Consider the following 25,482-nt stretch of genomic DNA (forward strand, 5'->3'; position numbering starts at 1 on the left):
CATCGAACCGTATTATGGAGATATCAAAGAACGCTTTTTACCTTTACACTTGCCGCGATCGCAGAATCATTAAGAGATGGCTGTTGTTTTGCCTGTAATTCCTGTCGGAGATTCTTGTAGGCAGATGGATCTGCTGGCATCATCAACTCTCCAAGCAGGTTTCCTTGTTTGCGGCGGGTGCCAAGACCCATATCCTGAAGCAACTCATCAATGTAATGGAATGTAAAAGGAGTCACACATGCTCCACTAACGAAAGCATAGGGTCTATCTTTCCTCCTCCATTCCAACTCTACTGTTACATCCTCTAACATCTGTTGCGGGGATGGTAAAGGTAAATTTCCTTTGACATACTCTGATAACCACCTAGCACCAATTTCTGCTGATAACTGGGCACAGAAAGTATAATTATAACCAACAAAACCCATCTGGGGAACATGAGGGTGAATGAGATGGCGGTAAAGATGGATAGTGCCTTGCTCATCAAATACGTGTCTGCGATACTTCTCTTCTAAAAAGGGGATATCTTGAAGAAACCCTGTGCCAAAGACAACCACATCTGCCTGTATTTGCTCCCCGTTATCCAATTCGACACCACTAGCAAAAAACTTGTTGATTTTTGTCTTCACAGCACGAATTTTGCCTGCGCGTACATGTTCAAAAAAGCCTTCAGGCACCAAGCCGACACTACAACCAATCAATTTGTTCATCGGCTGTTTGGGCACCATCCCACAAGCATCAAGAGGAAACTGTAAACGCATAATAGTCTCATTCAGCCGCCAGAATGCCCACACTAGTGGCTTGCCAAAACTATGCAGCCACTTTTCCCATCCTTGAAGTTTATGATAGGGCATCCAAGTTTCTGCAAACCGAGTCAGGAAAATATACTTGATGTTGAACAAACCGAGAAAGAAGTTGGGAAATTTCCACAGCGCTTGACGGAACACAAGGGTACATTCCTTAGCCTTGCTAGCTGCGAAATTTGCCAAATCGGTGGCTGACTTGCCAAAACCGACAACAACCACGCGCTTACCCTCAATTACAGAGGCGTCATTAAAGTTATTACTATGTATTACCTTACCTCCGGCGGCAATGAACTCTTCCATTCCCGGCAAGTTAGGAATGTAGGGAATATCATAAAGACCATTGCACACAATCACAAAGTCGAAGTTATAATTTTGTTTTCCGATCTCCTTACCATTTTCTTGAAAGCTAACACTAACTATCCATCCAGGAGTATTTCCTGATTTGCGCTCCACTTTAGTTACGTTTGCACCGAATTGAATTTTTTCTGTGACACCAAAGTGTTGGGCATAGGATTCAAGGTAAGCGCATATTTGTTCTCCTGAAGGCCATTCTGGATAAGAGGCAGGCATAGGATAGTCTGAGAAAGCATAGGTGTCTCTGGGATTTTGGAGCGACAGTCCTGGGTAAGCTCTCGACCTTTCCCACACACCGCCAAGTTCCTGCTGCTTCTCGAACAATGTAACCTCGTAACCTTCTTCAATAAATGTCTTGGCTGAGACTAATCCGCTCACTCCTGCCCCAATCACGCATATTTGTTTCGCTGTCATCTTGGATTTTCCTTAATTATTATTGGACTTACGGAAAAATACACGCAGTAAGGGCAATTCATGAATTGCCCTTACTTACCTGAAAATTAAAGTTTTGACTATTGTTTGCGTAAGTTCTATATTAGATTGGCACAGGAATTTGATATGCGCTATCGTTAACTGATGAAGTCGGAAAATGATTGTCTTTGAGGTATTCTGAATGTTCTTGAGACTTGATTACATAAGTTAAGTATTCATATTGAGAGGGTAGATTTGTACTCAGGTAATTGGCTTTTTCTTTAATTGCCTGAAATTTAGCTAGCGCCTTCTCGTCGTCAAGATGCTCCAGCAGAGGTAAACTAGCTTCAGGCTTATGATTGAGTCCAAGTAACATTACCGAATAAGAGTATGTCTCGAACCCATGAAAATATGGATTGATATTCTTTTTATTTGGTAATCTGCTTTTCCACAACTTTAACTTTTCTTGCAGTTCCGTAGGAACTTTAATTTCTTGCTTAGTTGCTTGCCAAAACTTTGTATCTGCTCGATCGCTGGCACGGTAATGGAGTACCAAAAAGTCCCGAACACCATCTAGACAGTTAGCGATCGCTCTATTATAGTTGCGGATCAACTCTTCATTGAACGACTTCCCTGGAAAGTGATTGACTAACTCTTCAATTCCATGCTGAATAAAAAATATGCCAGTAGATTCTAATGGTTCAACAAATCCACTGGAAAGCCCTATTGCTACACAGTTTTTCACCCATGAGTTTCTGTTACGTCCAATCCTCATTTGGATATGAGAAGCTTTGCAATTATCAGCGACATTTCCTAGATGCTGGCGAAATTCTTGTTCTGCTTCCTGTGCAGAGATGAAGGCGCTGGAATAAACATATCCTGTACCATCTCTGCCATACAAAGGTATATTCCAGACCCAACCTGATGAGAGAGCAGTTGCAGTTGTGTAAGGGTTGATGCCATTTTTCTGAATATCGCTTGGTATCTGTATGGCGATCGCGCGATCGCACAGTAGCGACTCTGAATAAGAAATGAATGGCTCACCAAGAGCTTTGTTAATCAAAAGACCACGGAAACCACTACAGTCAATGAAAAGGTCTCCACTGATAATGCCATGCTCGTTAGTGTTGAGACTATCTATGCTTCCATCTTCGGTTAAATTTACATCTACCACATCATCAACAATTTGTTTCACGCCCCTCTGTATTGAATAATCTTTCAAGAATCTAGCAATTAGATTTGCATCAAAATGGTAGGCGTAAGGATATTGACCTTCAGCATCAGCAAGTGTGATGAGATTTTTGTCAGAAAAATGTTTCTCTGAGAATAAATGTTCTACTCTATCATCAAAGATTTTGCCATTAAGATATCTCGGAGACCTTTGGCGATCGCACAGCGTCGGTGCCATGAAGCAGGAATAATCAAATGCCTCATTGGCACTCTTAAGTTTTAACCACCATTCAGAGATACTGAATCCATCAATAAAATCAAATCTTTCAAAAGGGTGGTAAAAGTGTCTTCGATCGGAATTCCAATCAACAAATTTAATCCCCATCTTATAAGTAGCATTGCATTTTGGCATCCATTCATATTCTTGTAATCCCAGAAAATCAAAAAATGACTTGATGCTACTAAAAGTTGCTTCGCCAACTCCAATTTTTGTAATATTAGAAGACTCTACCAAGGTAATCTGAACATTTTTTTTCAAGGCTTTGCTCAAATAAGCTGCCGTCATCCAACCTGCTGAACCACCACCGACAATTACAACATTTTGTACGTGCTGTGACATAGTAAAATTTCTCTTTGCGGCTTTAATTAAGTATTAATTGTCCATTTCCAGAAGCTAGTTAATTTATCCAGCTTTTAATAGTTGCTCAACTTGATGGTTTTTCGCATATACCAAAAGACCATTTGTAAATTGGGTAAAAACTGTAAATAAGTTTTCAACCAGTTCAAAAGCTTCTTGTTGGGCTGCTTCTGATAGTGGAATATCTTGTAACAATTGATCTATTCCAGATGAACCTGTCATGTGACCAGTTTCAACATCCAAATGGAAATCTGCAAAATATCGGCATGGTTTTTGGGTAATTGCTTTAATTTCTTTGCCAATCTCTGCTGCTATAGAAAACATTATATTACCTGTTGCTTCGGTAACTTCAATGACTATTAGTTTTTGAATAGGAGTAGCTTGCAAAGTATATCGATAGAGTTGATAGCTCAACCAGCGAGCATTCTGAGTTTCTTCACTCCAAAGAAATTTCAATGCATCACTAAATTGCAAGGTTTTGTCAAATTCTAAATTCTTCAAATCTTCCAGAAACCACAACCAATGATGGTCATCTTCATAAGTATGTTTGTTAATTAATGTCTGAATTGGATCGTTTGTTGGTTCTACTCGCAAAAAATACTTATTCAGTTCTCCGAAATTCATAATAAAATGAGCAGCACATGGTGCCCAAGCTAACCTTTGTCTGGGATTTATACTTTTCTGTTGCATAAAATTAAACAATGGCACTTGAGCAAATTCTTGTTTTTTTTGTTCAATCAATGCTAGTACTTGTTGCATTTTTAATTGTGCTGAGTTTCAATGTTTAATATTCAAGCAGAAGTAACTTTCCGACTTTGTTGTGGGAAGGTAATCTGCTTAAGCTTTGGTTGTTAAATTCTCAAAGCTTTTTTGATAATCATTAGCTCAAAACCCACTATTTGAATAGCAAATAATGTCTAATTTGTGATATTGCAGGTTTAGTTAAAAGTGTGTAGATAATTGGTCTTTGAACACACGATAAATCTCACCTCTACATCAGGGCTTTAGGTATATTGTGTTATATCGTATTGAGGCTAACGCTAAATTGTAACCAGGTAATTTACTGTTATTGTTTTTACTTTAACTTCAACATATCTATGTAATAAACGTAGCCTTTACTTAAGTACGCTTGTTAAGAAAGGGTCTTATATGAGCGTTTCCTGCGCTCATAAAAACCAAATCGGCTAGTTAGACCTTCTACCCTAGCCAAAATTTGAGTATATACTTGGAAAGATTTTTAGACTTGTTGTAGCTAAAGATAGTATAAATAATTACTTTATATCCTCAAGTATTAATGTAGACTCAGCAGTACGCCCAAATTCTTCTGGCGCATATTGCAAGTGAACTTCTGCACCAGGCCAAGAAAATGTCCCAGGTGTCACAGAACGGACTAAGTAATGCAAGCTATAAACTCCTGGTTCCAGGTGGTCGGCGTAGGCGATAATGCGATCGCGGTACACATTCTTAAAACCAAGTTCCCAGCTATCGGCTTTTGCTTGTAATGCAGCTGTAGCAGTTTGAAAACTCGCATCCACCGCCTCAAATCCTGCTGGTAATGGATCTTTAATCACCAAATGATCCACGGGGCGATCGGCGATGATTTCTAAATCAATATCAAACACTTGTCCAGAGGCTAAAGTCAAGGGTTTATCGAAAGCATAAAGACCTGTTTTTTGCAAAACTTTTTCTTTATTTACTTGACTAATTTCTCGTGTTATGCGTAAACCATTAAACCTGCCTGGTTGATTACCTTGCAAGCGATAATTATAAGCAACCAGATAGTGTAAAGTGCCATTACCTGATTTTTGCAGGGTTAAATCATTACGCCCACGAGGTAATTTATTCATCGGCACATTTAGCTGTAAGCTGGGATTTTGATAGCCATTAAACTGATTTTCTCCTAACTTATTACCAGCTAATTCCACTGTGGCAACAAAATTAGGTGGTGTGGGTTGCAGTTGACTATAATCTACCAAAGCTGTTAAAGCTTGGGCATTATTATAATTGGTTTGCCACGTACCATCCCGGCGCAATGCCAGAAGACTTTGGAATAATTTATCTATAACTTCGGGTTTACTTTGTTTGGCAATAAATAAGCGTAAAGCTTGCGCTTGCGTCGTAGTAGATGAACTCATCCATCCCCAACTAGTTGGTAAACTCACAACTGCTGTGCGACCAGTTTCATAGATATTCTGTTGCAGCTTGTTCACTAATTGTTGAGATTCATCTTGCCATTCTGGGAATTGAGATAAGTATCGCGCTAGTTTAATTTGAGTTGCTACATCAAAGCTATTGCGCTGTTCATAAATATCTGCGAGGAAAGTATTGCGTTTGTCTCCTAATTCTGCTAAAGAGATTAAAGCATTAAGTTGCAGTTGCCTTTTACAGAGTAGTTGTTTGCAAAAGTCGTATTCTCCGGGGTTTGCTAGAACTTTTTGTAAATAAGGTTTGAGGCGAGACACTGTTGCAGAATCGACTAAATTAGGGAACACCTGACTAGCTTTAGCCAAAGATTCACCCGTATAGGAAGAAACCCAAGGGTCGGATTTTTCTTGTCCGGGGAAAGCAGCAAAACCACCATCTACTATTTGGAGTTTTTGTAATTTTTCAATTGCTTGACTTGCCTGTTGGCTAGGATTAAATTCTGTAAATGTCTGACCATATTTCTGTGCAATAATTTGCAAATTAGCAGCAATTATTAATTGACTCGCCGCCGGTTCTGTAAATGGTAAATCATCATCTTCTACAGTCTGTTTTGCTGGTGCTTTAATTTCTGGAATCAAAGTACTCGCCAACTGAATATCTAAACCTCCCGCATCAGGGAAGGTATTTTTATCAACATTTAAGGGAATCTTCACCTGTTTTTCAGTGACACCAGATTCAACAACTTGTTCGGTAATTTCAATTGGCTTAATTTCCAAAGGTACTTCAAAAGCATCTGCGGCTGTACCATTTAACTGAGTCATAAAGCGAACTTTACCAGTTCCCACACTATCCGCCAGCATGGGAAAACGATAAGCGTGAGTTGCGGATTCAGCTTTGGTTTGCAAAGAAGTAGCTGTGGAGTTTTTGTCAGCAAACTTCACATTACCGCTAAGTTCGCCATTTATTGAGAGATTTCCTGTATTTCCAGTGTTGTTAGTTACAGATAAACCGGCGAGAATGCGATCGCCTGGACGGGCAAACTGTGGCAAGATGGCATTAGTTAGCAGTGGCTTAGTGCTGATAAAGGTAGCGTCCCCATTCCCAAAACGCAGATTTCCATCAGTGGCGACAGCCATCACCCGCCATGTAGTTAAGTCATCCGGTAATTTAAAGGTTATCTGTGCATTCCCATTTGCATCGGTAAGGACAGAACCGTTGTAGTAAGCTAAGGCTTGAAAATCGGTGCGAGTGCGAGTATTGGCTGCACCAGTTGAAAAACCACCGCCATAACCCCAACCTTTCGGTTTAGCTACATCTTGTGCTTGTAATATGACATCTGGGCGATTATCGCTAAAGCGCGTAGAAATTGGCTGTTCTGCATAAACTGTATCTACCAAATCTGGCGGACGATAACCAGAAAGTTGTAACACCGCCTCGTTTACCACCATCACTGTAAACTGTCCTTTGGCGGGGTTTCCTTGATTGTCCTTCAGTTCTAGTTGTACCGTTTCCTCTGCACCAGGTTCTAATGATGCTTGCACTGGCTTAACTTGCAGTTTTAAATACTTATCTTCTAAATTAACTTTAAAAGGTGTAAAACCAATCTTCACCAAGTTTTCTAAACTTCCCGCTTCTACTTGATTTATGGGTTTACCTTGTCTGACTAATACAGCTTCAATGGCTGCATTTGGCAGCATTTCTGGCGTAACTTGAAACTGTATTTGTGGTGCGCCTCCCTGAACTTTGATAATCTGCTGATAAAGGGGTTTATCTTTAATCACAGCAAAGTACAACTCTGCATCTGCATAGGGAGATTGAATTAGTGCAGTAGCAGTTTCACCAGGTTTAAACTCTTTTTTATCTAATTTAACTTCTAAAACATCTTCTTCTCTAGAACCCCAAAATACTGGATTTTCTCCAGTTGCCCAAATTTGTAAATCTGTGGCACTTAATTCACCTTTAGCATCGCTAAAATTAACTCTAATCCGATATGAAGCGGATTCTGGTGCTGTTAAATTTACCGATTGTGGATTACTTGCAGATGTAATTTCTGTTTGTCCTACTGTTTTATATTCAACTTGATTTTTTGGAGTTCGGCTACCTTCCACCAATTGGGTAACGCTGCTATATTTAATCTGTTGTAATTCCACCCTTACTCGTTGACCTGTTATCGGTTTTCCTGTAGGGTCAGTAACAATCACTTCAACAGGAAAAGCCTTACCAGCATCAGCAATGAAATTACTTTTTAATCCAATCAGGCGATTACTCGGTAAAGCTGTAAATGTTTTGGAATTCGCTACAGACAAATTAGAAACATCTGCAACTTGCACATCTACTTGGTAAGTCATCGGATATGGTAAATCATTAGCCACATTTACAGTTTGACTACTTTTACCATTAGCATCTAGTTGGGCATTAGTTTGCAATACATCAGTAGATATAGTAGGGGTTTCCTCCGGCCATAACCATTGTCTACCAAAACTAAATCCCTCCCAACCTTTAGGAACAAAATCAGCCTGCTGGCGAGTAATAAAATATTTTGCTTCTCCACCTTCTACAGGTGCGCCAAACAAATAATTGCTTGTAGCATTAATATTAACTTTTTCGTCAATGAGAGCAAATTCTTTATCTAAGTTAAGTTCGGCTTTAAAGTTGGGTGGCTTAAACTCAGCTACCCGAAACTCTCCAGAAATTTCTTGTCCATTTTTACCTTTCGCCTGGATTGTATAGTAGCCTAAGCGCTGAGTAGTTTTAATTGGCAGTTCCAGAGAAAAACTGCCAAATTCATTTGTGGTTTGCGTACCTAAGCTGGTTTTTTGTCCATCGGGATTTACCAAAGTTAATTGGTAAGCAGCATTTTTATCTTGCTGAATTGCACCATTTTGTAAATAGTCTGCAAAACCAGTCAACCAAGCCTTTTCGCCTGGTTGATATAATTGTCTATCCGAGAAAATTACCCCGCGTGATTCTGGCTTCTTATCTTGCCAACCTGCATCAATGCCGTAGCCATAAACGCCGCTATATTCTTCAGTTCTAGCAAATGCCCAATCTTGATTCTCACGGGCAATTACTAATAACTGTGGTGATTTACTAGAGCTTTCATTGCCAGAATAACATTTCTGTAATCCTTCACGAGCAATTCTAAAAATTCCATTGTCATCAGTTTTACCTGTTGCACAAGGTAAAGCTTCTGGGCGAGATTTTGCTTGTAATTTTGATTGATAAATTTCAACAGCAGCCGCTTGAACTGGCGAACCATCTGTAAGATGATTGACACGAATTAACCCTGACTCAGGAAACCACTGAGTAAATACGCCCAAATTTGTCAATTCAACCATGCCATAAGTCGTAGGTTCGCGCCACAGTTCCTTCCCATTCTCCTGATATTTATTCGTGCGGGCTTGGACTCCATAAGCTAACATCCCCGTAGTAGAATTTATTTTTTCCCGCAGAGGAACAGCAATATCAACTGATTGATTTTTCTTACCCGATACCTTAAAGCTTTGCCATTCAGAAGGTTGTGGTAATAAATCACTACTATTATTAAAATAAACTAAATCTGTCGGTTGAACTACTCGATAAGCTGCTTTGTATTTGGATTCTGGCAGATTTCCCGTACTAATATTTAACTGTAAATCTTTACTTGTAGGGAAAATATTCAAATCTGATGGTACCCAGATATCTCCAGCTAAATCTCCAGTATCATATTTAAGGGTGACGGGTTTACCCAAAGTTTGCCCAAACTTATCTTTGAGATTTTCGCCGATAGTAATTGTATAAGTCTTGGCAGGTTCTAGTGCATAAGGATTAATCCCGACAATTTTATCTTCATCATTAACTTGCAAAATTCTCGAAATTTCTTTTGGTGCTGGATTAATAGTAATGTTTTCTTTAGCTGAATCTGCTAATAAAATATTATTAAATTCTAGCTGCGGACTGCCTTTAACAAATCGTCCAAATGTTCCGCCTGAATCTGGCTGTCCGTAATAGTTAATTTTTTGAAATGCTAAAGGCGAATAAGTTGCTAATTTACTGGCAAATTCTTTTTCTGTCGCTAGATTGCCATAAGCAGGACGTATTCCTGGAGAAAATACCAGGCGATAACTGGTTGCTTTTTCTAAATTTTGCTGTGGGATGAGATTATAAATCCAATTGCGTGCTGAAGGGTCAAATTTTTCTAAAGGATCTTCTTCATTTTTTATTGGTTTTTCTTCTTTGTTTAATTCAACTTTAAAACCTATACCCTTTTTTTGACCTTCTGGAATTAGCTGTAAATGTTCTTTGACAGAAGCTAAATCCAACTCGACATTAGAAGTAAATTGTAGCTTCTGTTGTAAATCAATTGGTTCGATATCAGCCTTTTCTATGGGATTGACACCGGGTAAATTAGTTAATTTAATGGATTCAGTGTTGAAAGTCCAAGGTAAATCTTTGTCTAGGCGATGATTTTTTAAATCGGCTAAACCTGCTTTCAGAGTAACTTGAAACCTTGTCGCTATTGGTAATGCTTTTTCAGCTTGGAATCCCACCATACGCGGTGTTAAAAAGCGAAATTGTCCGGGTAAAGGCGGCCAAAGAGCAAATTTTTGTAATAATTTTTGTTGTTCTGGACTATCAAGACTTTCAACTGGGATTAAAGCTTCTTTAAAACGGATGCGGATTTGATTGAGGGGTTTTGCATCTCCAATAGGACTTATTTGTTCAATCCAGTCTGGTAATTTTGGTGGTGTGAGTGGGGATACTGCTGGGAGTTGTTCTTTACTTGAGTTAATACCAAAAAAATTACACCCTGCCATCCCTAATATAAATGTAAAGAGAAGGATAAACTGTATTGTTCTCTTCCGGCTTGAAGAACGCCTAATTTTTTTTACCGAATTCCTAATAATCCTAAGAACGCGATAGGTTATTTTATGCTGGAAACGCATTAAAACTCTGATAATCATTTTTCTAGTAATTAAAAATAAAAAATTTACACGCTATAGCAAATAAAGACTTGCATTACCTGATGGAGCCGGAAATGCCAACATTAATAAAGGACGCAAGATAACTAGTTATTTTTACACCAGCTGCGGAGGTAACGTCTGTTTATTTACATAGATAACTAATCTAGTGTTATTGTTCCAAAAATGACTACAATTCTTAACTATAAAGAAGTATTTAAATTTCGCAAACATTAATTTACATCTGCTGAGTTAGTAAAAATTAATTATTAAGGATTTGAAATATTTACTGATGTAGATGTAATTGCTGCGTCAAGATTAAGGTAGGTTTTCTTGGACAGGGGATTCCCTGATGAAACTAATTTTACGATCGCTACTCAAACTTAAGCACACTAGTAAAGTTATCTTAGCTGTGCTGCTAATCTGTCTGCTGGTACGCTTACTCCCTTATTTTGCGCCCATTCGGGCCGCAGATATTGCCCAAAATCAGTTGGCAATGCAATTTAGCGATCGCAATGGTTTACCATTAGGAACATTGCTCACCCGCGATCAAGAACATACATCAGTAGTACCCCTAAATCAGGTTTCGCCCCAATTTATCCATGCCATTTTAGCCGCCGAAGATGGCAGCTTTTACCATCACGGGGCGTTGGATATGAAAGCTATTATCCGCGCCAGCAAAGAAGCCATCCACGCCAAAAGAATTGTTTCCGGCGCTTCCACTATTACTATGCAGTTAGCGCGAATGTTAGATCCAGTACCGCGCAGCTTCTCTGGTAAACTAAGTGAAATTTGGCTAGCTTGGCGGTTAGCAGCAGGGATGAACAAAGATGAAATTCTGGCTGCATATATCAATCGGCTACCAATGGGCGGGAATATATATGGTGTGGAAGCCGCCGCGCGGACTTATTTTTCCATTCCAGCTAGTGAGTTGAATCTTGCTCAAGCTAGTTTGTTAGCTGCTATTCCTAATAATCCCACATATTTTAATCCTTACGAACATTGGGAACGGCTGAAGCAGCGACAAAAATACGTCCTTAATCGGATGGTACAGGAAAAGTATATTAATGGAGCGAACGCAACCCGAACACACACCGAAAAGGTTGTGTTTCAGTCTCGCCAAGGGGGAATTATCGCCGCACCACACTTTTTGTTTTGGTTAGCCAATCAGTTTGATAAGACGCAAACAGAACAAAATTCTCCCATCCGCACGACTATCAATCGCCCTTTGCAGCAGTTTGTCGAAGCACAGGTACAACAGGTAATTTCTTCCCTAGCCGCTAACAATGTCCATGATGCTGCTGCGTTGGTGATTGATAACCACACTGGTGAAGTTTTGGCTTATGTCGGTTCACCTGATTACTTTAATGAAGCCAAACTGGGACGCAATGATGGAGTGCAAGCACTACGTCAACCAGGTTCTACCCTCAAGCCTTTTGTCTATGAATTAGCTTTAGAAAAAGGTTTAATTCGGCCAAACAGCATTTTGGCAGATGTACCCGCCCATTATGCAATTCCCGGCGCGAAACTTTACAGCCCCACAGATTACACCGAAAGATTTCTTGGCCCTGTGCGGGTACGAATCGCTTTAGCAAATTCTTTAAATGTACCTGCAATAAAGGTGTTAGAAAAAGTCGGTGTGGAAACTTTCTTAGAACGATTGCATCAACTGGGATTTGAACACCTCAATCAAACTCCAGAACATTATGGTTTGGGGTTGACTCTAGGTAGTGGCGAAGTCAGTCTTTGGGAATTAGCCCGTGCATACTTAACCATAGCACGACAAGGAGAGGCGATTCCTTTAGTAAGCACATTTTCCGATTCCCCAATCCAAAATTCCAAATCTCAAATCGTTCGACTGAGCGAAGTCGAAGTCCAAAATTCAACGACAATATGGCAATTAATCACCAATATACTCAGTGACAGCTATGCTCGTGCAACAGCATTTGGTGTAAACTCGGTGTTAAATTTACCCTTTCCTGTTGCTGTTAAAACTGGCACTTCTTCCAATTTTCGGGATACTTGGACTGTTGGTTTCACTACAGATTACACCGTCGCTACTTGGGTAGGCAACTTCAACGGCGAACCGATGCGACAAGTTTCAGGTGTGACAGGTGCAGCACCTTTATGGAATCGAATTATGTTACATCTGCACGAACATCAAGAACCAGCAGATTTTCCATCTCCAAAAGGTTTAGTGCAATTACCTGTTTGTGCAATTTCGGGATTACGACCCACCCCAGATTGTACCTCAGTGGTGCAGGAATATTTTTATCCTGAAGATAAAAGTAATTACGAACGCGAGCATCAATTTAATTTGCCACCAGAGTATGATGAATGGTTAGCAAAACAACAGCAATCAAATTTTACTTCTACCAGTTTGAGAATTTTATCTCCCCATCATGGCGATTTATTTTTAGTTTATCCTGGCGAACAAACGCAGCAAAAACTCGAATTTAAGCTAGCGGGAAATAAATCTGCACCAGTGGAGTGGTGGTTAAACGGCGAAAAGTTAGATACAAACTCAGCTAATTCTTTATTTTGGAATTTGCGTCCTGGTAAGTGGGCTTTGGAAGCGAGAAGCGGGGAAATGATGGACAAAGTAAGTTTTCAGGTAGAGTTAGCTAATGTTAAACCTACGCGTCGAGGATTTTCTATTAGTAATAATTGAAATAGCAAAGATGGCTCTCTGTCAATGTGTAACTATTGAACGTGTCTGTTTGATAGGAATCTCAATGATAAACTCTGTACCCTTACCAGGTACAGAAATACACTTAATTTTTCCTTGATGTTTTTCCACTATAATTTCGTAACTAATAGATAATCCTAAGCCAGTACCTTTACCTATAGGTTTAGTAGTAAAGAAAGGGTCAAATAATCTAGTTTGATCTTCTTCAGTTATTCCTAAACCATTATCTTTTATACTAATAATTACGCATTCTTTATTTTTAACTTGAGTATGGATAATAATAGAATTAAGCTGTCTTTCAATATCTCCTTTTAAACACTCTACTTCCCGTTGATGTAAAGCATCAATAGCGTTACTGAGGATATTCATAAATACCTGATTTAACCCTCCTGCATAACATTCAACAAGAGGCAAATTTCCATAATCTTTAAGAATTGCAATTTCTTGCTGTTTATGATTTTCTTTGAAACGATACTGTAAAATTAATAGGGTACTATTAATTCCTTCATGAATATCAACAAATTTCATTTCTGCTTCATCAAGGCGCGAGAAGTTACGCAAAGTTAGTACAATTTCACGAATCCGTTCAGTACCAACTGCCATTGATGATAAGATTTTCGGCATATCATCAACAATAAACTCTAAATCTATCTCATTAATTAGAGTAGTTATTTCTGATTTCTTACTAGAACAGTGCTGCTGATACAGTTTAATTAAAGTTAGTAATTGCTGACTATATTCTCTAATATGTATCAGATTACCATAAATAAAATTAACTGGATTATTGATTTCATGAGCAACACCAGCAACTAGCTGACCTAATGAAGACATTTTTTCAGTTTGAATAAGTTGTACTTGAGTGTGTTGCAATTCTTGCAGTGTATTTTGTAGCTGAATATTTTTATGTTTTAATTTTGCTGTTCTCTCCGCAACTTGCATTTCCAACCGACAATTCGTTTCTTCTAAAGCGGCTTGAGCAATTTTTTTAGCTTTTAAGTATTGTTGTAATAAATGCAATACTAAAAGCCATGCCGGAATCAGCATTACTAAACTTATAATAGACTCCGAAATTGCCCATAGGATTCTTTGATAATATTCATCAACCTTATGCTGTAATTCCAATGAGATATTATACTTTCTTTTCATCACCCCATCAGCATAAATTTGCTTCTGAGTTTCATATTCATGGCTAAAAAGTAGTTGTTGTGCTGTCTCTTTTTGATTTTTATTAACTAAGTCAAAAGATTGATATTCCATTGTGACTAGGCGCTGATTAGCAGCATCAATTTTCTTGGCATCCCCATTTTTATATGCTTGAGGAGCTAGTTTAATTGATTCTTTAATAGCAATGTCAAGCTTAGGTTCAAATTGGCGATATCGTTGTTCCCAAATAGTGTTTCCTGTAGCAGCATTCATGCGAGCTGACATAGTTAGTACTTCATCAAAATAAGTAATTTCATCACTTAGTTTTTGAAGTTTAAATTCATTTTTAGTAATACTATTGAAGTTATAATATGCTTGTAAGTTGAGCCAAATTTGAGGAATGAATAAGAGCAGAGTAAGCAGTACTGTTACAGTTATTAGTTGAGAAGAAGCAAATCTCAGTTTATAAGGTAGATGCATTTTAATACTATTTTTTTAGATATATTTTAATTCATTCTTGTCGCCATTAATCCTCTTGCATAACTTGAGAATCATCAGTATTGATACCGAAGAAATTTCTCAAAAATCCTATGGTTTCATTTTGGTAAATTTCAAAGTCAATTTCATTTATTTGTTTAGTTTTAATCTTTCTGCCATAGATAAATCCTAATTTAAAACTCATAAAGTCTAGCTTGGAAAAATTATAAGGAACTGGATATATAAATTTAGCAAAAAATTGATAGATGAATAAATGTAGTTGATTAGTCTTTAAGTCATTACCCATTGTAAATCCTATGACAAAAGCTTCATCTTGTGAAGAAATCCCTCTATCTAAAAGTATGTGAATATAATCATGATGGAGTAGACTAATTTTTCCAGGTAATGCCATTATGCTATTAGGATTCTCTAGCAGCCAAATGACAAAAGGCATTTTCGGCTCACCATGTAACCTAAATACTAATGAATGTGCTTTTTTCAAATTCATTTGAGCGATATCTATTTGAAAAGCTTTATCTAAATCAAAAGCCATATTTTGTATATTTATAATCAAACAATTAACTTATTAATATTTGTTTTTCTGCTAATTTGTCTATAATTATCGACAAAATTATTTTTATTTTTATAATTAAGTATATAAAAAATAATTTTACATAAAATTACAGTATTATCACTGAAGCTTGTGCTAAGAGCAAAAGCATCTAAATGAAGAATCATCGACTGAGATAAATTGCTGCAATGCTGTGAAAAAAGATGTTGCAGCAATAGCTCGATCGCGCTTTGTTGATGGACTATTTCTCACAGTCTTGAGTTCGATGAATGCGTTGCTCGATACCAGTAACGAATTAGATACCGGAAAGTGTCAAACTAAATATGAAGTTTATAGAAAAACTGCAAACTCAAACCATGACTCAGCAACCAACTGATTTAGATAATAAAGCTGTATTTGAGCAGTTGTGGGAGATTACAAAGGAACTCCGCCAAAAATTAGAGGCTCGTTTTCAGTTACATCCAGACCCTTCTGTAGAAAATTTACAGCAATATAGCAGTCTTGATGGCAACATGAAAGGTTCGCTGACTGCTTTTTCTGGGGAAGAAATTGACTGGCTAGTGCATTCGTGGTTAGGAAACCCGGAAAAATCAAACTTTGGGACTATGCGTCTTACTACTTGGTTGAAGTCCCATATTCAGGTTCCTCATTTGGCCTTTGAGTTTGGCACACTTCCAGATGGAAATATTTTATTTTATATAGATTACATTGCTCGAACTGAGCTTCTAACTGATTTGGCATATCTCGATCGCTACTATGAGCCAGTTAATGAAACATTTTTAAAGTTACAGTCAGATTCTAAACTCAAGGTATTTACCAGCAAAAGTGCCTATATTCGTCTATTTCAATCGCCTGTTAGCTTGTGTTACACAGGCGCGCCTACTTTTGAAACTCTCGAACTAACTCGCACAGTTGCACACGAAACACTCGATCGCTGGTTAACTTGGGTAGATGTAGCTGAACCTGTGCCAGAAGATGCACGAGAAACTTTAGCGGCTCGTGATTTAGCGCTCCGCCGTATCAGTGCTGAACGCGATCCAGGTAATAAATTTGCCGCACAGATGTTTGGCTCGGAATTGACAGATAGACTTGTGCGATCGCTCTGGGGTGGCGATCGGATTCTCTAAATTGGTCATTTGTCATTGGTCACTTGTACTGAGTTTCGACTGCGCGGTAATCGAGCGAAGTCGAGATTCAACTACCGCGTAGTCGAAGTATTGGTCATTTGTTATGACCCTCAATTTTCCATGTCCACTAATTTAGAATCGTGCTGCGCTTTAGCATCGCAAGTTATCGGTTGTGCAATCAACCTTCACTCGCGATCGCCAATCACACTTTTACCCTGCTAATACTATGCTGGAAAGAAGTAGACCGCAAACACTTCCTGCAAACACAGCAAACCACCATTGAGTGCTTCACCAATTTGGGGATGATTTGAATTTGAGAATGGAAATTGGGGATTAGGAAGTAATAACAAATGACAAATGACAAATACTTCGGCTTCTCTTCGAGACGCTACGCGAACGCTCAGTACAAGTGACAAATGACAAAACCAATAGAAGTCCGCAATCCCCGAACTGGCAAATTTGATTACGTAATTATCCCGCCGCCTCCAAGGTTGGTGGTACAGCAATGTAAGCGGACGCGCCGGGCACAAGTTCGCTGGCAGCAGTTGGGCTTAGAGGGGAGAATTGAAGCTTTACAGCAGTGGAAAGATGCGATAATATCTGGACGCGATCGCCTCACGGAAGCTTTGGTAAATGATACAGGAAGATTGTCAGCCTCGGTATTAGAAATAGACTCCTTCCTCTCCAGCATCGATCGCTGGTGTCGGTTAGCACCGGAATTACTACAAGAATCGGCAAAAAATACAGCGATTTCCTTTATTGCCTTGCAACAAACATCTGTTCCTTATCCCTTAGTTGGAGTAATTAGCCCGTGGAACTTTCCCCTGTCACTGTCTACTGTTGATACCATTCCGGCATTGTTGGCAGGTTGTGCTGTCATTGTTAAACCCAGTGAAATCACTCCCCGCTTTGTAGCGCCACTAATTACAGCACTCAACACTGTTCCCAAACTGCACGAGGTATTAACTTTTGTCGAAGGAGCAGGCGCAACCGGATCTCTTTTAATTGAAAATGTAGATTTGGTATGTTTTACAGGCAGTGTAGCCACAGGGAGAAAAGTTGCACAAGCGGCTGCAAAACAGTTTATTCCAGCTTTTTTGGAATTAGGAGGAAAAGATCCGGCGATCGTTTTAGAATCAGCCAACTTAGAATTAGCAACTTCAGCAATCTTGTGGAGTTCTGTTGTCAACACCGGACAGTCATGCCTCTCAATTGAGCGAATTTACGTTGCAGACTCGATATTTGAAAAGTTTTACCATCAACTAGTAGCCAAAGCACATCGCCTGAAGCTAGCCTATCCCACAGTCGAAAGTGGAGAAATTGGGCCGATTATTGCCGAAAAACAAGCAGCCATCATTAGCGATCATCTTCTAGATGCAGTGGAAAAAGGAGCAGTAATTCACTGCGGTGGTGTCATCGAGGATTTAAGTGGGGGTTGGTGGTGTCGTCCAACAGTGCTTACCCAAGTTAATCATTCCATGAAAGTCATGACTGAAGAGACTTTTGGCCCGATTATGCCAGTCATGCCTTTTTCTGGAGTAGGTGAAGCAGTCTCTTTAGCCAATGACTCAATCTATGGATTAAGTGCTGCTGTATTTGCCTCAGAAACAGAAGCCTTAGAAGTTGCTTATCAAATAGATGCAGGTGCTATTAATATCAACGATGCTGGACTCACCGCCATCATGCATGAGGGAGAGAAAAACGCCTTCAAATTCTCCGGTTTGGGACAGTCACGCATAGGTGCAGCAGCGATGAAACGATTTATGCGAAAAAAAGCTATTTTGATTAAAACTAATGCTACTAATGACCCTTGGTGGTTTGAAAATGGGGAGTGACCAATGCCATTATCACTATGCAACTGATTACCGTAACCAATGGCGTAGCTTGCTGCCGTACTCCTTTAAAGAAGCAAGCTACGCAAAGCGTCTCCAAGAGTTGGCATTGCATTCGCATCTTCTTCAAAATATCTATTTTAACGTGAGTTCGACGGCTCTAAAAACCCTACTTCCATTCCTCTCCCCCACTCTTCGAGAGGCTTTGAAACCCTAATTTTTTCGTTGTCAACTAAGAATATTTCTGCCCCTCTCCGCCTCCAAGAGGGGTTGGGGAGAGGTTCATCGAACTCACGTTATTTTACTAGAGGCGATCGCCTCTGCCACAGTTTCGTCCGCGATAATCAAAGCATCTGGAAGAATTTTGATAGTTTTGGTTCAGAACTACAATGTTTCATGTCTGGAAGCAGATTATGCGCGATCAAGGACGGGAAGCCAGTCATCTGTTTACGGCTAAACCAAAGCCGCCAGAGTGCGATGAGTATGTCAAGGAAAAGGTATTTTCGATTGATTTTGATGCCAACCATCAAAAATATGTATATTCCACTTGTTACCAAAGATGTACAACTTTTAATAGCTGAGAAAATGCAAAATGGGAAAGATGCAAAATCTAAATCCAAGCAACTACTAGAAATTGCTAAAACCGGAGTAGAAAGAGCGATCGCAACCGATGAAGCGACAGCAACGGCTTGGATGAACCAGCAGCTTGAAGCGTTAGGAATCAATCTATCAAACTCAAACTAACCTAATGAGGCATAATGTATGAGATTACTATAAATTCAGAGCAACTTAAGGAAATCTTCAAAAGCGCGATCATTGAATTAATTCGTGAAGTCTCGGAATTTATAGCATATTGATGACAATAAAGCAAGCGATCGCTGTTTCCCCACACTCCGCCCCAACAGTTCACAGACCCAGTTGTCTGATTCTTGCCTAGAGACAGTTATATGACGACTACGACTCAAAAACTCACCTTTGAAGAATACCTTGCCTACGATGATGGCACAGATACCCGCTATGAACTGGTCGATGGAGAACTGGTACCCATGAGTTTAGGAACTGGCAAACATGGGGCAATCATCCACTTTGTTGCACGGCAGTTTGAGGATGCACTGGTGCAATCTGGGGAACCTTGGGTAGCACTTCCTGCCCTCGTTGGTGTTCGCTCTCCGCGTGGGCGAAATTGGGATACTTCCCGTATTCCTGATGTCACTGTTCTAACGGTTGCCCAATGGGAAGCTATGAGCGATCGCGAAGCTGTAATTAATCTTAATGAGCCACCTCCGATTCTAGTCGTCGAAGTCGTTAGTCCCTCGACCAAAGCTGAAGACTACCGCTCAAAACGAGCTGAGTATGGGCTGCTAGAAATCCTTGAATATTGGATCGTTGACCCGTTGGAAGGGAAAATCACCCTCTGCATCCTGGAGCATCAGTTTTACGACTCCACTGAATTTCGAGGAAATGAAGCGATTCCAATCCCCCACCTTTCCAAACCTCAATCTCACAGCAGCTCAAATTCTGGCAGGCAAACTCTAAATTGCGTATCCCAGTGGTTCAACTTTGGGAAGGGCTAGAAAATAACTGAATTCGTGAGAATATGATTTCTGTGTAATCACGCCTCTCTCGTCTTCATGCCAACAAATGATTCTGAACTTCAAAGTCAAGAAAAGGAAAATTCTGGATGCGATCGCCTTAATTCCCTTTGAACAATGCCAACCCTTGACTCGTTCGTGATTTTACGAGCATTCCGGCTAGTCCTAGCATCTATGCAATCAGGCACAGGACTGAAGGATTGCTGTACATCGGTAAAACCAAGATGCGGGGGCGTTTCAGTGGTGGACATCAAGCTTTTTTGTGAGCGTGGCTCGATAAGTATAACGATGAAGATGTGCGAATCGCAGTGCAATTCATTTCATATTGGGAAAACCCTACGTTACTATTGGAGCTAGAAGCCATTATTTTAAGAGCCACCGGAACCTCCTTACAACGTCCTAATTCCAACCGAAGTCAGGATTTTGCCACTAATTAGCGTGAGTTTGACGGATAAGACAAGAAGAACCGCTAAGATAGTAATTTCTCCTTTCAGAGATAACCACTGATTATTCTCCAGTCCGCGCAGGCGGACTTTGTTTGTGTAGCCACGACTTCCAGTCGTTAAGCTTTGATCTCAAATCTTAACTTAGTAAGGTACACGCATGGCCAAAGGTGACAAAATAAACTTTTCTACCCCTAGCGGGTTTCCAGAATTTCTTCCTAGCGAAAAGCGTCTAGAATTATATTTGTTAGATATCATCCGTAGAGTTTTTGAAAGCTATGGATTTACGCCCATCGAAACACCTGCTGTAGAACGTTTAGAAGTACTGCAAGCTAAAGGTAATCAAGGCGATAATATCATTTATGGAATTAATCCTATATTGCCACCAAATCGACAAGCCGAGAGAGATAAATCGGGCGAAACTGGTTCGGAAGCCAGAGCTTTAAAGTTCGATCAAACAGTTCCTTTAGCGGCGTATATAGCGCGTCACCTGAATGAATTAACTTTTCCCTTTGCTCGTTATCAAACCGATGTAGTTTTTCGGGGAGAACGGGCAAAAGATGGGCGTTTTCGTCAGTTCCGCCAGTGCGATATTGATGTAGTTGCGCGTCGCGAACTCAGTTTACTCTATGATGCTCAGATGCCTGCAATTATCACTGAGATATTTGAAGCAATTAATATTGGTGATTTTCTGATTCGCATCAATAACCGTAAAGTTCTTACTGGTTTCTTTAAATCATTAGGTATTGCCGAAAATCAAATAAAATCTTGTATTGGTATTGTTGATACTCTAGAGAAAATTGGTGAAAGTAAAGTCAAACAAGATTTAGAGAAAGAAGGGATTGCAGCCGAGCGATCGCAAAAAATCATTGAATTTATCAAAATAGACGGTTCCGTTGATGAAGTCTTAGATAAGCTCAAGCACCTCGCCCAAAATCTGCCAGAAACCGAGCAATTGAGTTTAGGAGTTAGCGAATTAGAAACAGTAATTGCAGGCGTGCGTAATCTTGGAGTTGCCGAAAACCGTTTCTGTATTGATTTATCCATTGCCCGTGGTCTTGATTACTATACTGGTACAGTTTACGAAACAACTCTATTAGGACATGAAGCTTTAGGTAGTATTTGTTCTGGCGGGAGATATGAAGAATTAGTCGGGGTCTTCTTGGGTGAAAAAATGCCTGGTGTCGGCATTTCTATTGGCTTAACTCGCTTAATTAGTCGCTTGTTAAAAGCTGGTATTCTAAATACCTTAGCTGCTACACCAGCTCAAGTGATGGTAGTGAATATGCAAGAAGATTTAATGCCCACTTATTTAAAAGTTTCTCAACATCTACGTCAAGTAGGAATTAATGTCATAACTAACTTTGATAAACGTCCTTTGGGTAAACAATTTCAATTAGCAGAGAAGCAAGGAATTCAATTTTGTGTAATTATTGGTTCTGAAGAAGCAGCAGCACAAAAGTCATCGCTCAAAGATTTGAAAACAGGCGAGCAAGTAGAAGTACTACTAGAAAATTTAGCTGAGGAAGTTAAAAGAAGGCTTACCTAAAAGTTGATTTATCAAGTAGCAACTGTCTATCGTGATGCGTTATAGCTTTCGCCTCATATACCTTACTTATTTGGAAGTATTTTATGAGTTTGTCCGATATCCCTAATCTCTGGGTTCCTTTAGCACTTTTAGGTTTAATTGTTATAGCTGCTGTATTTTTCAGCCGCAGCAATTGATATTTAAACGATTACAAAAACTAAGTACACGTCAACGTAAAAGGGGTCGGAAATATCGAGGGTTGATGTTGGGTTTCACTACGTTCCACCGAATCTACGAATGATTAAATTTCATACTCTTTTTGTGGTGGGCTGTACTAAGTAAGGTAAAGTAGGAGAGCCTTGTGCTGTCTGACAGCACTCTGGTAATAATCAACAATTTCGTTGTAGTAATCTGTCATCCAATCCAACATTTCTTCTTCAGACCAGTCAATCCAGGGTATTGGTTCTGATTTCTGTGATTCTCGGATGAAACGATTCTGGAACCCCTCTTGTGAAAGTTCTAATAACCCATCCAGAATTTCTCCAACTTCATCACCTGGCGATAGATACCTCATAGGGCCATAACTCGTTGTATTTTTATCACCGATTTCTTTACCAGCACCAAAAGCATTAATCAAAGGCATACTATCCCACGGAGAATTTTCTATCACTGAAAATGGTAGAAAATCTTTTTTATATCCTTGATCTACTTTCAATTCTGGAATTTTTCCTTGAGATGTCGCATAATAACCTGGAACATAACCAGCTAATAGAAATGTCAGTTCTATCCAATATTTGTGTAAATCTAGTTCGGGATTTTCCCATTCTGCGAGAAACCGTTGTTCTAGCGCTTGCCAAGCATAATTCTTTTTCCACTGTCGGCGATTTCCAGGAATAAACCTACTTAAACCCTGACTTGTAGGCAATTTATCAAACCGCGCCCTCGCTTTCTTTTTGATTGTTTCATATCCTAACCCATAAGTTTCTCGTTGCCAAAGAGCGGATTCTGGCAACCATTGAGCATCACGAAATACCTCAACAAGAAGTGGATCTTCTTTCAATAATTCAAGTGTCGATGCCGAAATCTGCTTAATCTCACCTGTGATTCCCATAAAACTAAAACTTTGTTTCAGCCTTTAACAGTTATTATCCTCGAAGTATAGCTACAGTTTATCCAAAGCATTACAGTTGAGGTGGAGGTTCAGTTGTATGTTTGCTGTTGTCACACCCGATACAATCCATTTGCCCCCAGGTGCGGTAGTACGCTTACCTGGAAGCTGGCAAGATTATCAAGCACTCAATGAACAACTAGGCGATCGCTCCTCTCCTCGCATTAAATATCGAGATGGAGAAATTATCTTGATGGCACCGCTACCAGAACATGGGCGTAAAGTAAGTGTAATTGCAGATGTAGTCAAAGTTTTGCTCGATCGTTTGGGACGAGAATACGAGGCATTTACCCCAATCACAATGGAACTACCACAGGAAAGTGGTATAGAACCAGACTACTGTTTTTATATTGAAAACTGGCAGGCAATCGCAGGTAAAGATCGAATTAATTGGGGTGTCGATCCATCACCTGATTTGGTAGTGGAAATAGACATCACCAGCTATACCGATGTCAATGACTACCTACCTTATCGAGTACCAGAAGTTTGGTTGTTCAGGAAGAACCAGCTTGTAATTTACAGATTGCAGGGCGATCGCTACACTGTTGAAACCAGTAGCCGTTATTTCCCTAACATCAATGTGTCAGAAGTAGTCACAGAGTCTCTAAAAATTGCCTACGAACGCAATACTAGCGCTGCTATTCGGGAATTACGGCGGAAATTCGCAAGTGAGAATTAAGGATTTTGATTTTGCGATGCCCTTGGCGGGCTACGCCAACGCCGAGAATCTTCATCAACGGCGGCTACTTGGTACGATAAAGTACAGAGTCTCACAACTTAACTCTCAAGTAAATAGAAAAGGAATGCCTACATGGGAAAAGGGAGATTAGAAGCATTCAGCGATGGAGTGATTGCCATCATTATCACTATCATGGTGCTAGAAATCAAAGTGCCGCATGGATTCGATCTAGCCGCGCTACGTCCACTAATCCCAGTATTTCTCAGCTATTTGTTGAGTTTTATTTATATCGGCATCTACTGGAACAATCACCATCACCTACTACAAGCAGTCCGACACGTTAATGGGCGTATCCTTTGGGCGAATTTGCATCTGCTGTTTTGGTTGTCGCTAATCCCCTTCGTCACCGGTTGGATGGGCGAGAATCACTTTGCCGCCATGCCTGTTGCCCTTTATGGTACGGTATTGTTGTTGAATGCGATCGCTTACTTCATTCTTACCCGCACGCTGATTTCTCACCACGGCAAAGATTCGACTCTAGCGATCGCAGTTGGTGAAGACTTCAAAGGAAAAATATCAGTAGTTGTCTATGCTGTGGGAATTCTACTTGCCTTTGTAAACTCATGGTTTGCTTGTGCATTGTACGTTTTAGTCGCAATCATGTGGCTGATTCCTGACCGTCGCATTGAGAAGACTCTCACTTCCTAAAGGAATTACGAATTACCTCAGCTGTTACGCATTTAATTTGTACGTATAAAAAATCAAGAACGCGAAGTATCTTTTAAGACGCTTCGCGTTTAGTTGCTAAAAAAGATTGCCTAACTGATTGTCGTCTTAAGCTGCAACTTTTTCCTCAAATGGTTTAAAGGTTTTTTTGCTAGCACCGCAAATCGGACATTCCCAGTCTTCAGGAATTTCTTCAAAAGGTGTACCTGGCGCAATTCCCGAATCAGGATCGCCAGCAACGGGATCGTAAATCATGCTGCATTGTTTACAAATCCATTTCCGAGTTTTAGGTTCTTCACCAGCAACTCTAGTTGCTGCTTGTCCTCCATTTAATACTTCTAAGGCTTCAGCGTAGCGATCGGCGTGGTAATTTTCGATGAATTTTAACAAGTCAAAACGGTGTGCAGCTTCCCGAAATGTATTGGCATGATCGGTAGATTCTTGAGCTTGTTTGAGAAATTCTTCAGCTGCCGGATTGTCGCGGTCGCGTTGGGCATCTGCGGCAAACTCTGGATACATTGTGGTATATTCGTAAGTCTCGCCTTCAATTGCCAAAGATAAACAGCGAGATACAATTTCCCGCTTTTGTTCATCAGTTAAAGCAGCTGCATTTTCTACTACAAGTTCTGGATGTAGTAACTTAAAATGTGCAAAAGCGTGTTCAGTTTCTTGATCTGCTGTTTCTTTAAAAAGTTTCGCCAAGTCTGTAAACCCAAGTTGACGCGCCACCTCAGCAAAAAACAGATACTTACGATTTGCCATCGATTCGCCACCGAAGGCAGCTTCTAGGTTTTGAAGTGTAGTAAAGTTGGACAAATCCATAATTTTTTAATGCCTGATAAGTGATGTTTAGTGCAAAAGCACAGACTCTACAACCGGATACAGAAGCCGTTATTTGTATAAGTAATAAATGCTTTATACAAACTTTGTCATCCCATATTTAGCAATCCGTTTTAATCGGAAGCTAGCACGGCTGTGTTCTCCTACTTGGACAATTATAAAACCGAAAAATTGTGCATCTGACAAATTATATTTTTGATTTAGAGA

At 39.7% G+C, this 25,482-nt stretch carries 21 protein-coding genes; 12 read left to right on the forward strand and 9 right to left on the reverse strand.

The features are described 5' to 3' along the window. Window positions 1-23: 23 nt before the first annotated feature. From ACR5KR_RS10665 to ACR5KR_RS10680, 4 genes are all read right to left on the reverse strand, one after another. Entirely contained in the window at window positions 24-1,571 is a 1,548-nt protein-coding gene (locus ACR5KR_RS10665; protein WP_448266494.1) for a flavin-containing monooxygenase, read from the reverse strand. A gap of 121 nt (window positions 1,572-1,692) precedes the next feature. Then, the gene (locus ACR5KR_RS10670; protein WP_448266495.1) at window positions 1,693-3,357 is read right to left on the reverse strand and encodes a tryptophan halogenase family protein; all 1,665 of its coding nucleotides are present in this window, start codon (window positions 3,355-3,357) and stop codon (window positions 1,693-1,695) included. 63 nt (window positions 3,358-3,420) lie between these two features. Continuing rightward, a complete protein-coding gene (locus ACR5KR_RS10675; protein WP_448266496.1) occupies window positions 3,421-4,134 on the reverse strand; it encodes a hypothetical protein in 714 nt (237 codons plus the stop codon). Window positions 4,135-4,646: 512 nt separating this feature from the next. Continuing rightward, window positions 4,647-10,316: an alpha-2-macroglobulin family protein gene (locus ACR5KR_RS10680; protein ID WP_448266498.1), complete on the reverse strand. Its 5,670-nt coding sequence runs from the start codon at window positions 10,314-10,316 to the stop codon at window positions 4,647-4,649. A 496-nt stretch (window positions 10,317-10,812) separates the two neighbouring features. Between ACR5KR_RS10680 and pbpC the strand changes: the two genes are divergently transcribed. Then, window positions 10,813-13,131 (forward strand): penicillin-binding protein 1C, encoded by a 2,319-nt coding sequence (gene pbpC / locus ACR5KR_RS10685; protein ID WP_448266499.1) that lies wholly within the window; start codon window positions 10,813-10,815, stop codon window positions 13,129-13,131. A 21-nt stretch (window positions 13,132-13,152) separates the two neighbouring features. Here the strand turns inward: pbpC and ACR5KR_RS10690 are convergent, their stop codons facing one another. Beyond that, window positions 13,153-14,772, reverse strand: a complete 1,620-nt coding sequence (locus ACR5KR_RS10690) for a sensor histidine kinase (RefSeq protein WP_448266501.1) — start codon at window positions 14,770-14,772, stop codon at window positions 13,153-13,155. Window positions 14,773-14,818: 46 nt separating this feature from the next. Beyond that, a complete protein-coding gene (locus ACR5KR_RS10695) occupies window positions 14,819-15,322 on the reverse strand; it encodes a hypothetical protein (RefSeq protein WP_448266502.1) in 504 nt (167 codons plus the stop codon). Window positions 15,323-15,533: 211 nt separating this feature from the next. Between ACR5KR_RS10695 and ACR5KR_RS10700 the strand changes: the two genes are divergently transcribed. From ACR5KR_RS10700 to ACR5KR_RS10735, 8 genes are all read left to right on the forward strand, one after another. Continuing rightward, window positions 15,534-15,716, forward strand: a complete 183-nt coding sequence (locus ACR5KR_RS10700; RefSeq protein WP_448266504.1) for a hypothetical protein — start codon at window positions 15,534-15,536, stop codon at window positions 15,714-15,716. After that, a complete protein-coding gene (locus tag ACR5KR_RS10705; protein WP_448266505.1) occupies window positions 15,697-16,467 on the forward strand; it encodes a red chlorophyll catabolite reductase in 771 nt (256 codons plus the stop codon). Before ACR5KR_RS10700 ends, ACR5KR_RS10705 begins: the two co-directional genes overlap by 20 nt. Window positions 16,468-16,607: 140 nt before the next feature. Beyond that, window positions 16,608-16,778, forward strand: coding sequence for a hypothetical protein (locus ACR5KR_RS10710; RefSeq protein ID WP_448266506.1), 171 nt, complete (start codon window positions 16,608-16,610; stop codon window positions 16,776-16,778). 105 nt (window positions 16,779-16,883) lie between these two features. Next, entirely contained in the window at window positions 16,884-18,302 is a 1,419-nt protein-coding gene (locus tag ACR5KR_RS10715) for an aldehyde dehydrogenase family protein (protein WP_448266508.1), read from the forward strand. A 386-nt stretch (window positions 18,303-18,688) separates the two neighbouring features. Next, window positions 18,689-18,880, forward strand: a complete 192-nt coding sequence (locus tag ACR5KR_RS10720) for a hypothetical protein (protein WP_448266509.1) — start codon at window positions 18,689-18,691, stop codon at window positions 18,878-18,880. Window positions 18,881-18,884: 4 nt separating this feature from the next. Further along, window positions 18,885-19,043, forward strand: a complete 159-nt coding sequence (locus tag ACR5KR_RS10725; protein WP_448266510.1) for a hypothetical protein — start codon at window positions 18,885-18,887, stop codon at window positions 19,041-19,043. Between the two features lie 14 nt (window positions 19,044-19,057). Continuing rightward, window positions 19,058-19,156, forward strand: coding sequence for a hypothetical protein (locus tag ACR5KR_RS10730; protein ID WP_448266511.1), 99 nt, complete (start codon window positions 19,058-19,060; stop codon window positions 19,154-19,156). A 90-nt stretch (window positions 19,157-19,246) separates the two neighbouring features. Beyond that, window positions 19,247-19,873: a Uma2 family endonuclease gene (locus ACR5KR_RS10735; RefSeq protein ID WP_448266512.1), complete on the forward strand. Its 627-nt coding sequence runs from the start codon at window positions 19,247-19,249 to the stop codon at window positions 19,871-19,873. An 86-nt stretch (window positions 19,874-19,959) separates the two neighbouring features. Here the strand turns inward: ACR5KR_RS10735 and ACR5KR_RS10740 are convergent, their stop codons facing one another. After that, a complete protein-coding gene (locus tag ACR5KR_RS10740; RefSeq protein ID WP_445626557.1) occupies window positions 19,960-20,142 on the reverse strand; it encodes a hypothetical protein in 183 nt (60 codons plus the stop codon). A gap of 352 nt (window positions 20,143-20,494) precedes the next feature. On the opposite strand from ACR5KR_RS10740, the gene hisS reads away from it, so the two are divergent. Continuing rightward, window positions 20,495-21,883, forward strand: coding sequence for a histidine--tRNA ligase (gene hisS, locus ACR5KR_RS10745; protein ID WP_448266513.1), 1,389 nt, complete (start codon window positions 20,495-20,497; stop codon window positions 21,881-21,883). Between the two features lie 313 nt (window positions 21,884-22,196). Here the strand turns inward: hisS and ACR5KR_RS10750 are convergent, their stop codons facing one another. Beyond that, window positions 22,197-22,973 carry a DUF1877 family protein gene (locus ACR5KR_RS10750; RefSeq protein WP_448266514.1) on the reverse strand — a complete coding sequence of 259 codons (777 nt, stop codon included), beginning with the start codon at window positions 22,971-22,973 and terminating at the stop codon, window positions 22,197-22,199. 97 nt (window positions 22,974-23,070) lie between these two features. On the opposite strand from ACR5KR_RS10750, the gene ACR5KR_RS10755 reads away from it, so the two are divergent. Together ACR5KR_RS10755 and ACR5KR_RS10760 are read left to right on the forward strand one after the other, a co-directional pair. Further along, window positions 23,071-23,709 (forward strand): Uma2 family endonuclease, encoded by a 639-nt coding sequence (locus ACR5KR_RS10755; protein ID WP_448266515.1) that lies wholly within the window; start codon window positions 23,071-23,073, stop codon window positions 23,707-23,709. A 132-nt stretch (window positions 23,710-23,841) separates the two neighbouring features. Continuing rightward, window positions 23,842-24,417 (forward strand): TMEM175 family protein, encoded by a 576-nt coding sequence (locus tag ACR5KR_RS10760; RefSeq protein ID WP_448266517.1) that lies wholly within the window; start codon window positions 23,842-23,844, stop codon window positions 24,415-24,417. A 126-nt stretch (window positions 24,418-24,543) separates the two neighbouring features. On the opposite strand, the gene ACR5KR_RS10765 is transcribed toward ACR5KR_RS10760, so the two are convergent. Continuing rightward, a complete protein-coding gene (locus ACR5KR_RS10765; RefSeq protein WP_448266518.1) occupies window positions 24,544-25,257 on the reverse strand; it encodes a rubrerythrin family protein in 714 nt (237 codons plus the stop codon). Between the last annotated feature and the right edge of the window lie 225 nt (window positions 25,258-25,482).

The organism is Nostoc sp. DSM 114159 (assembly GCF_053470285.1).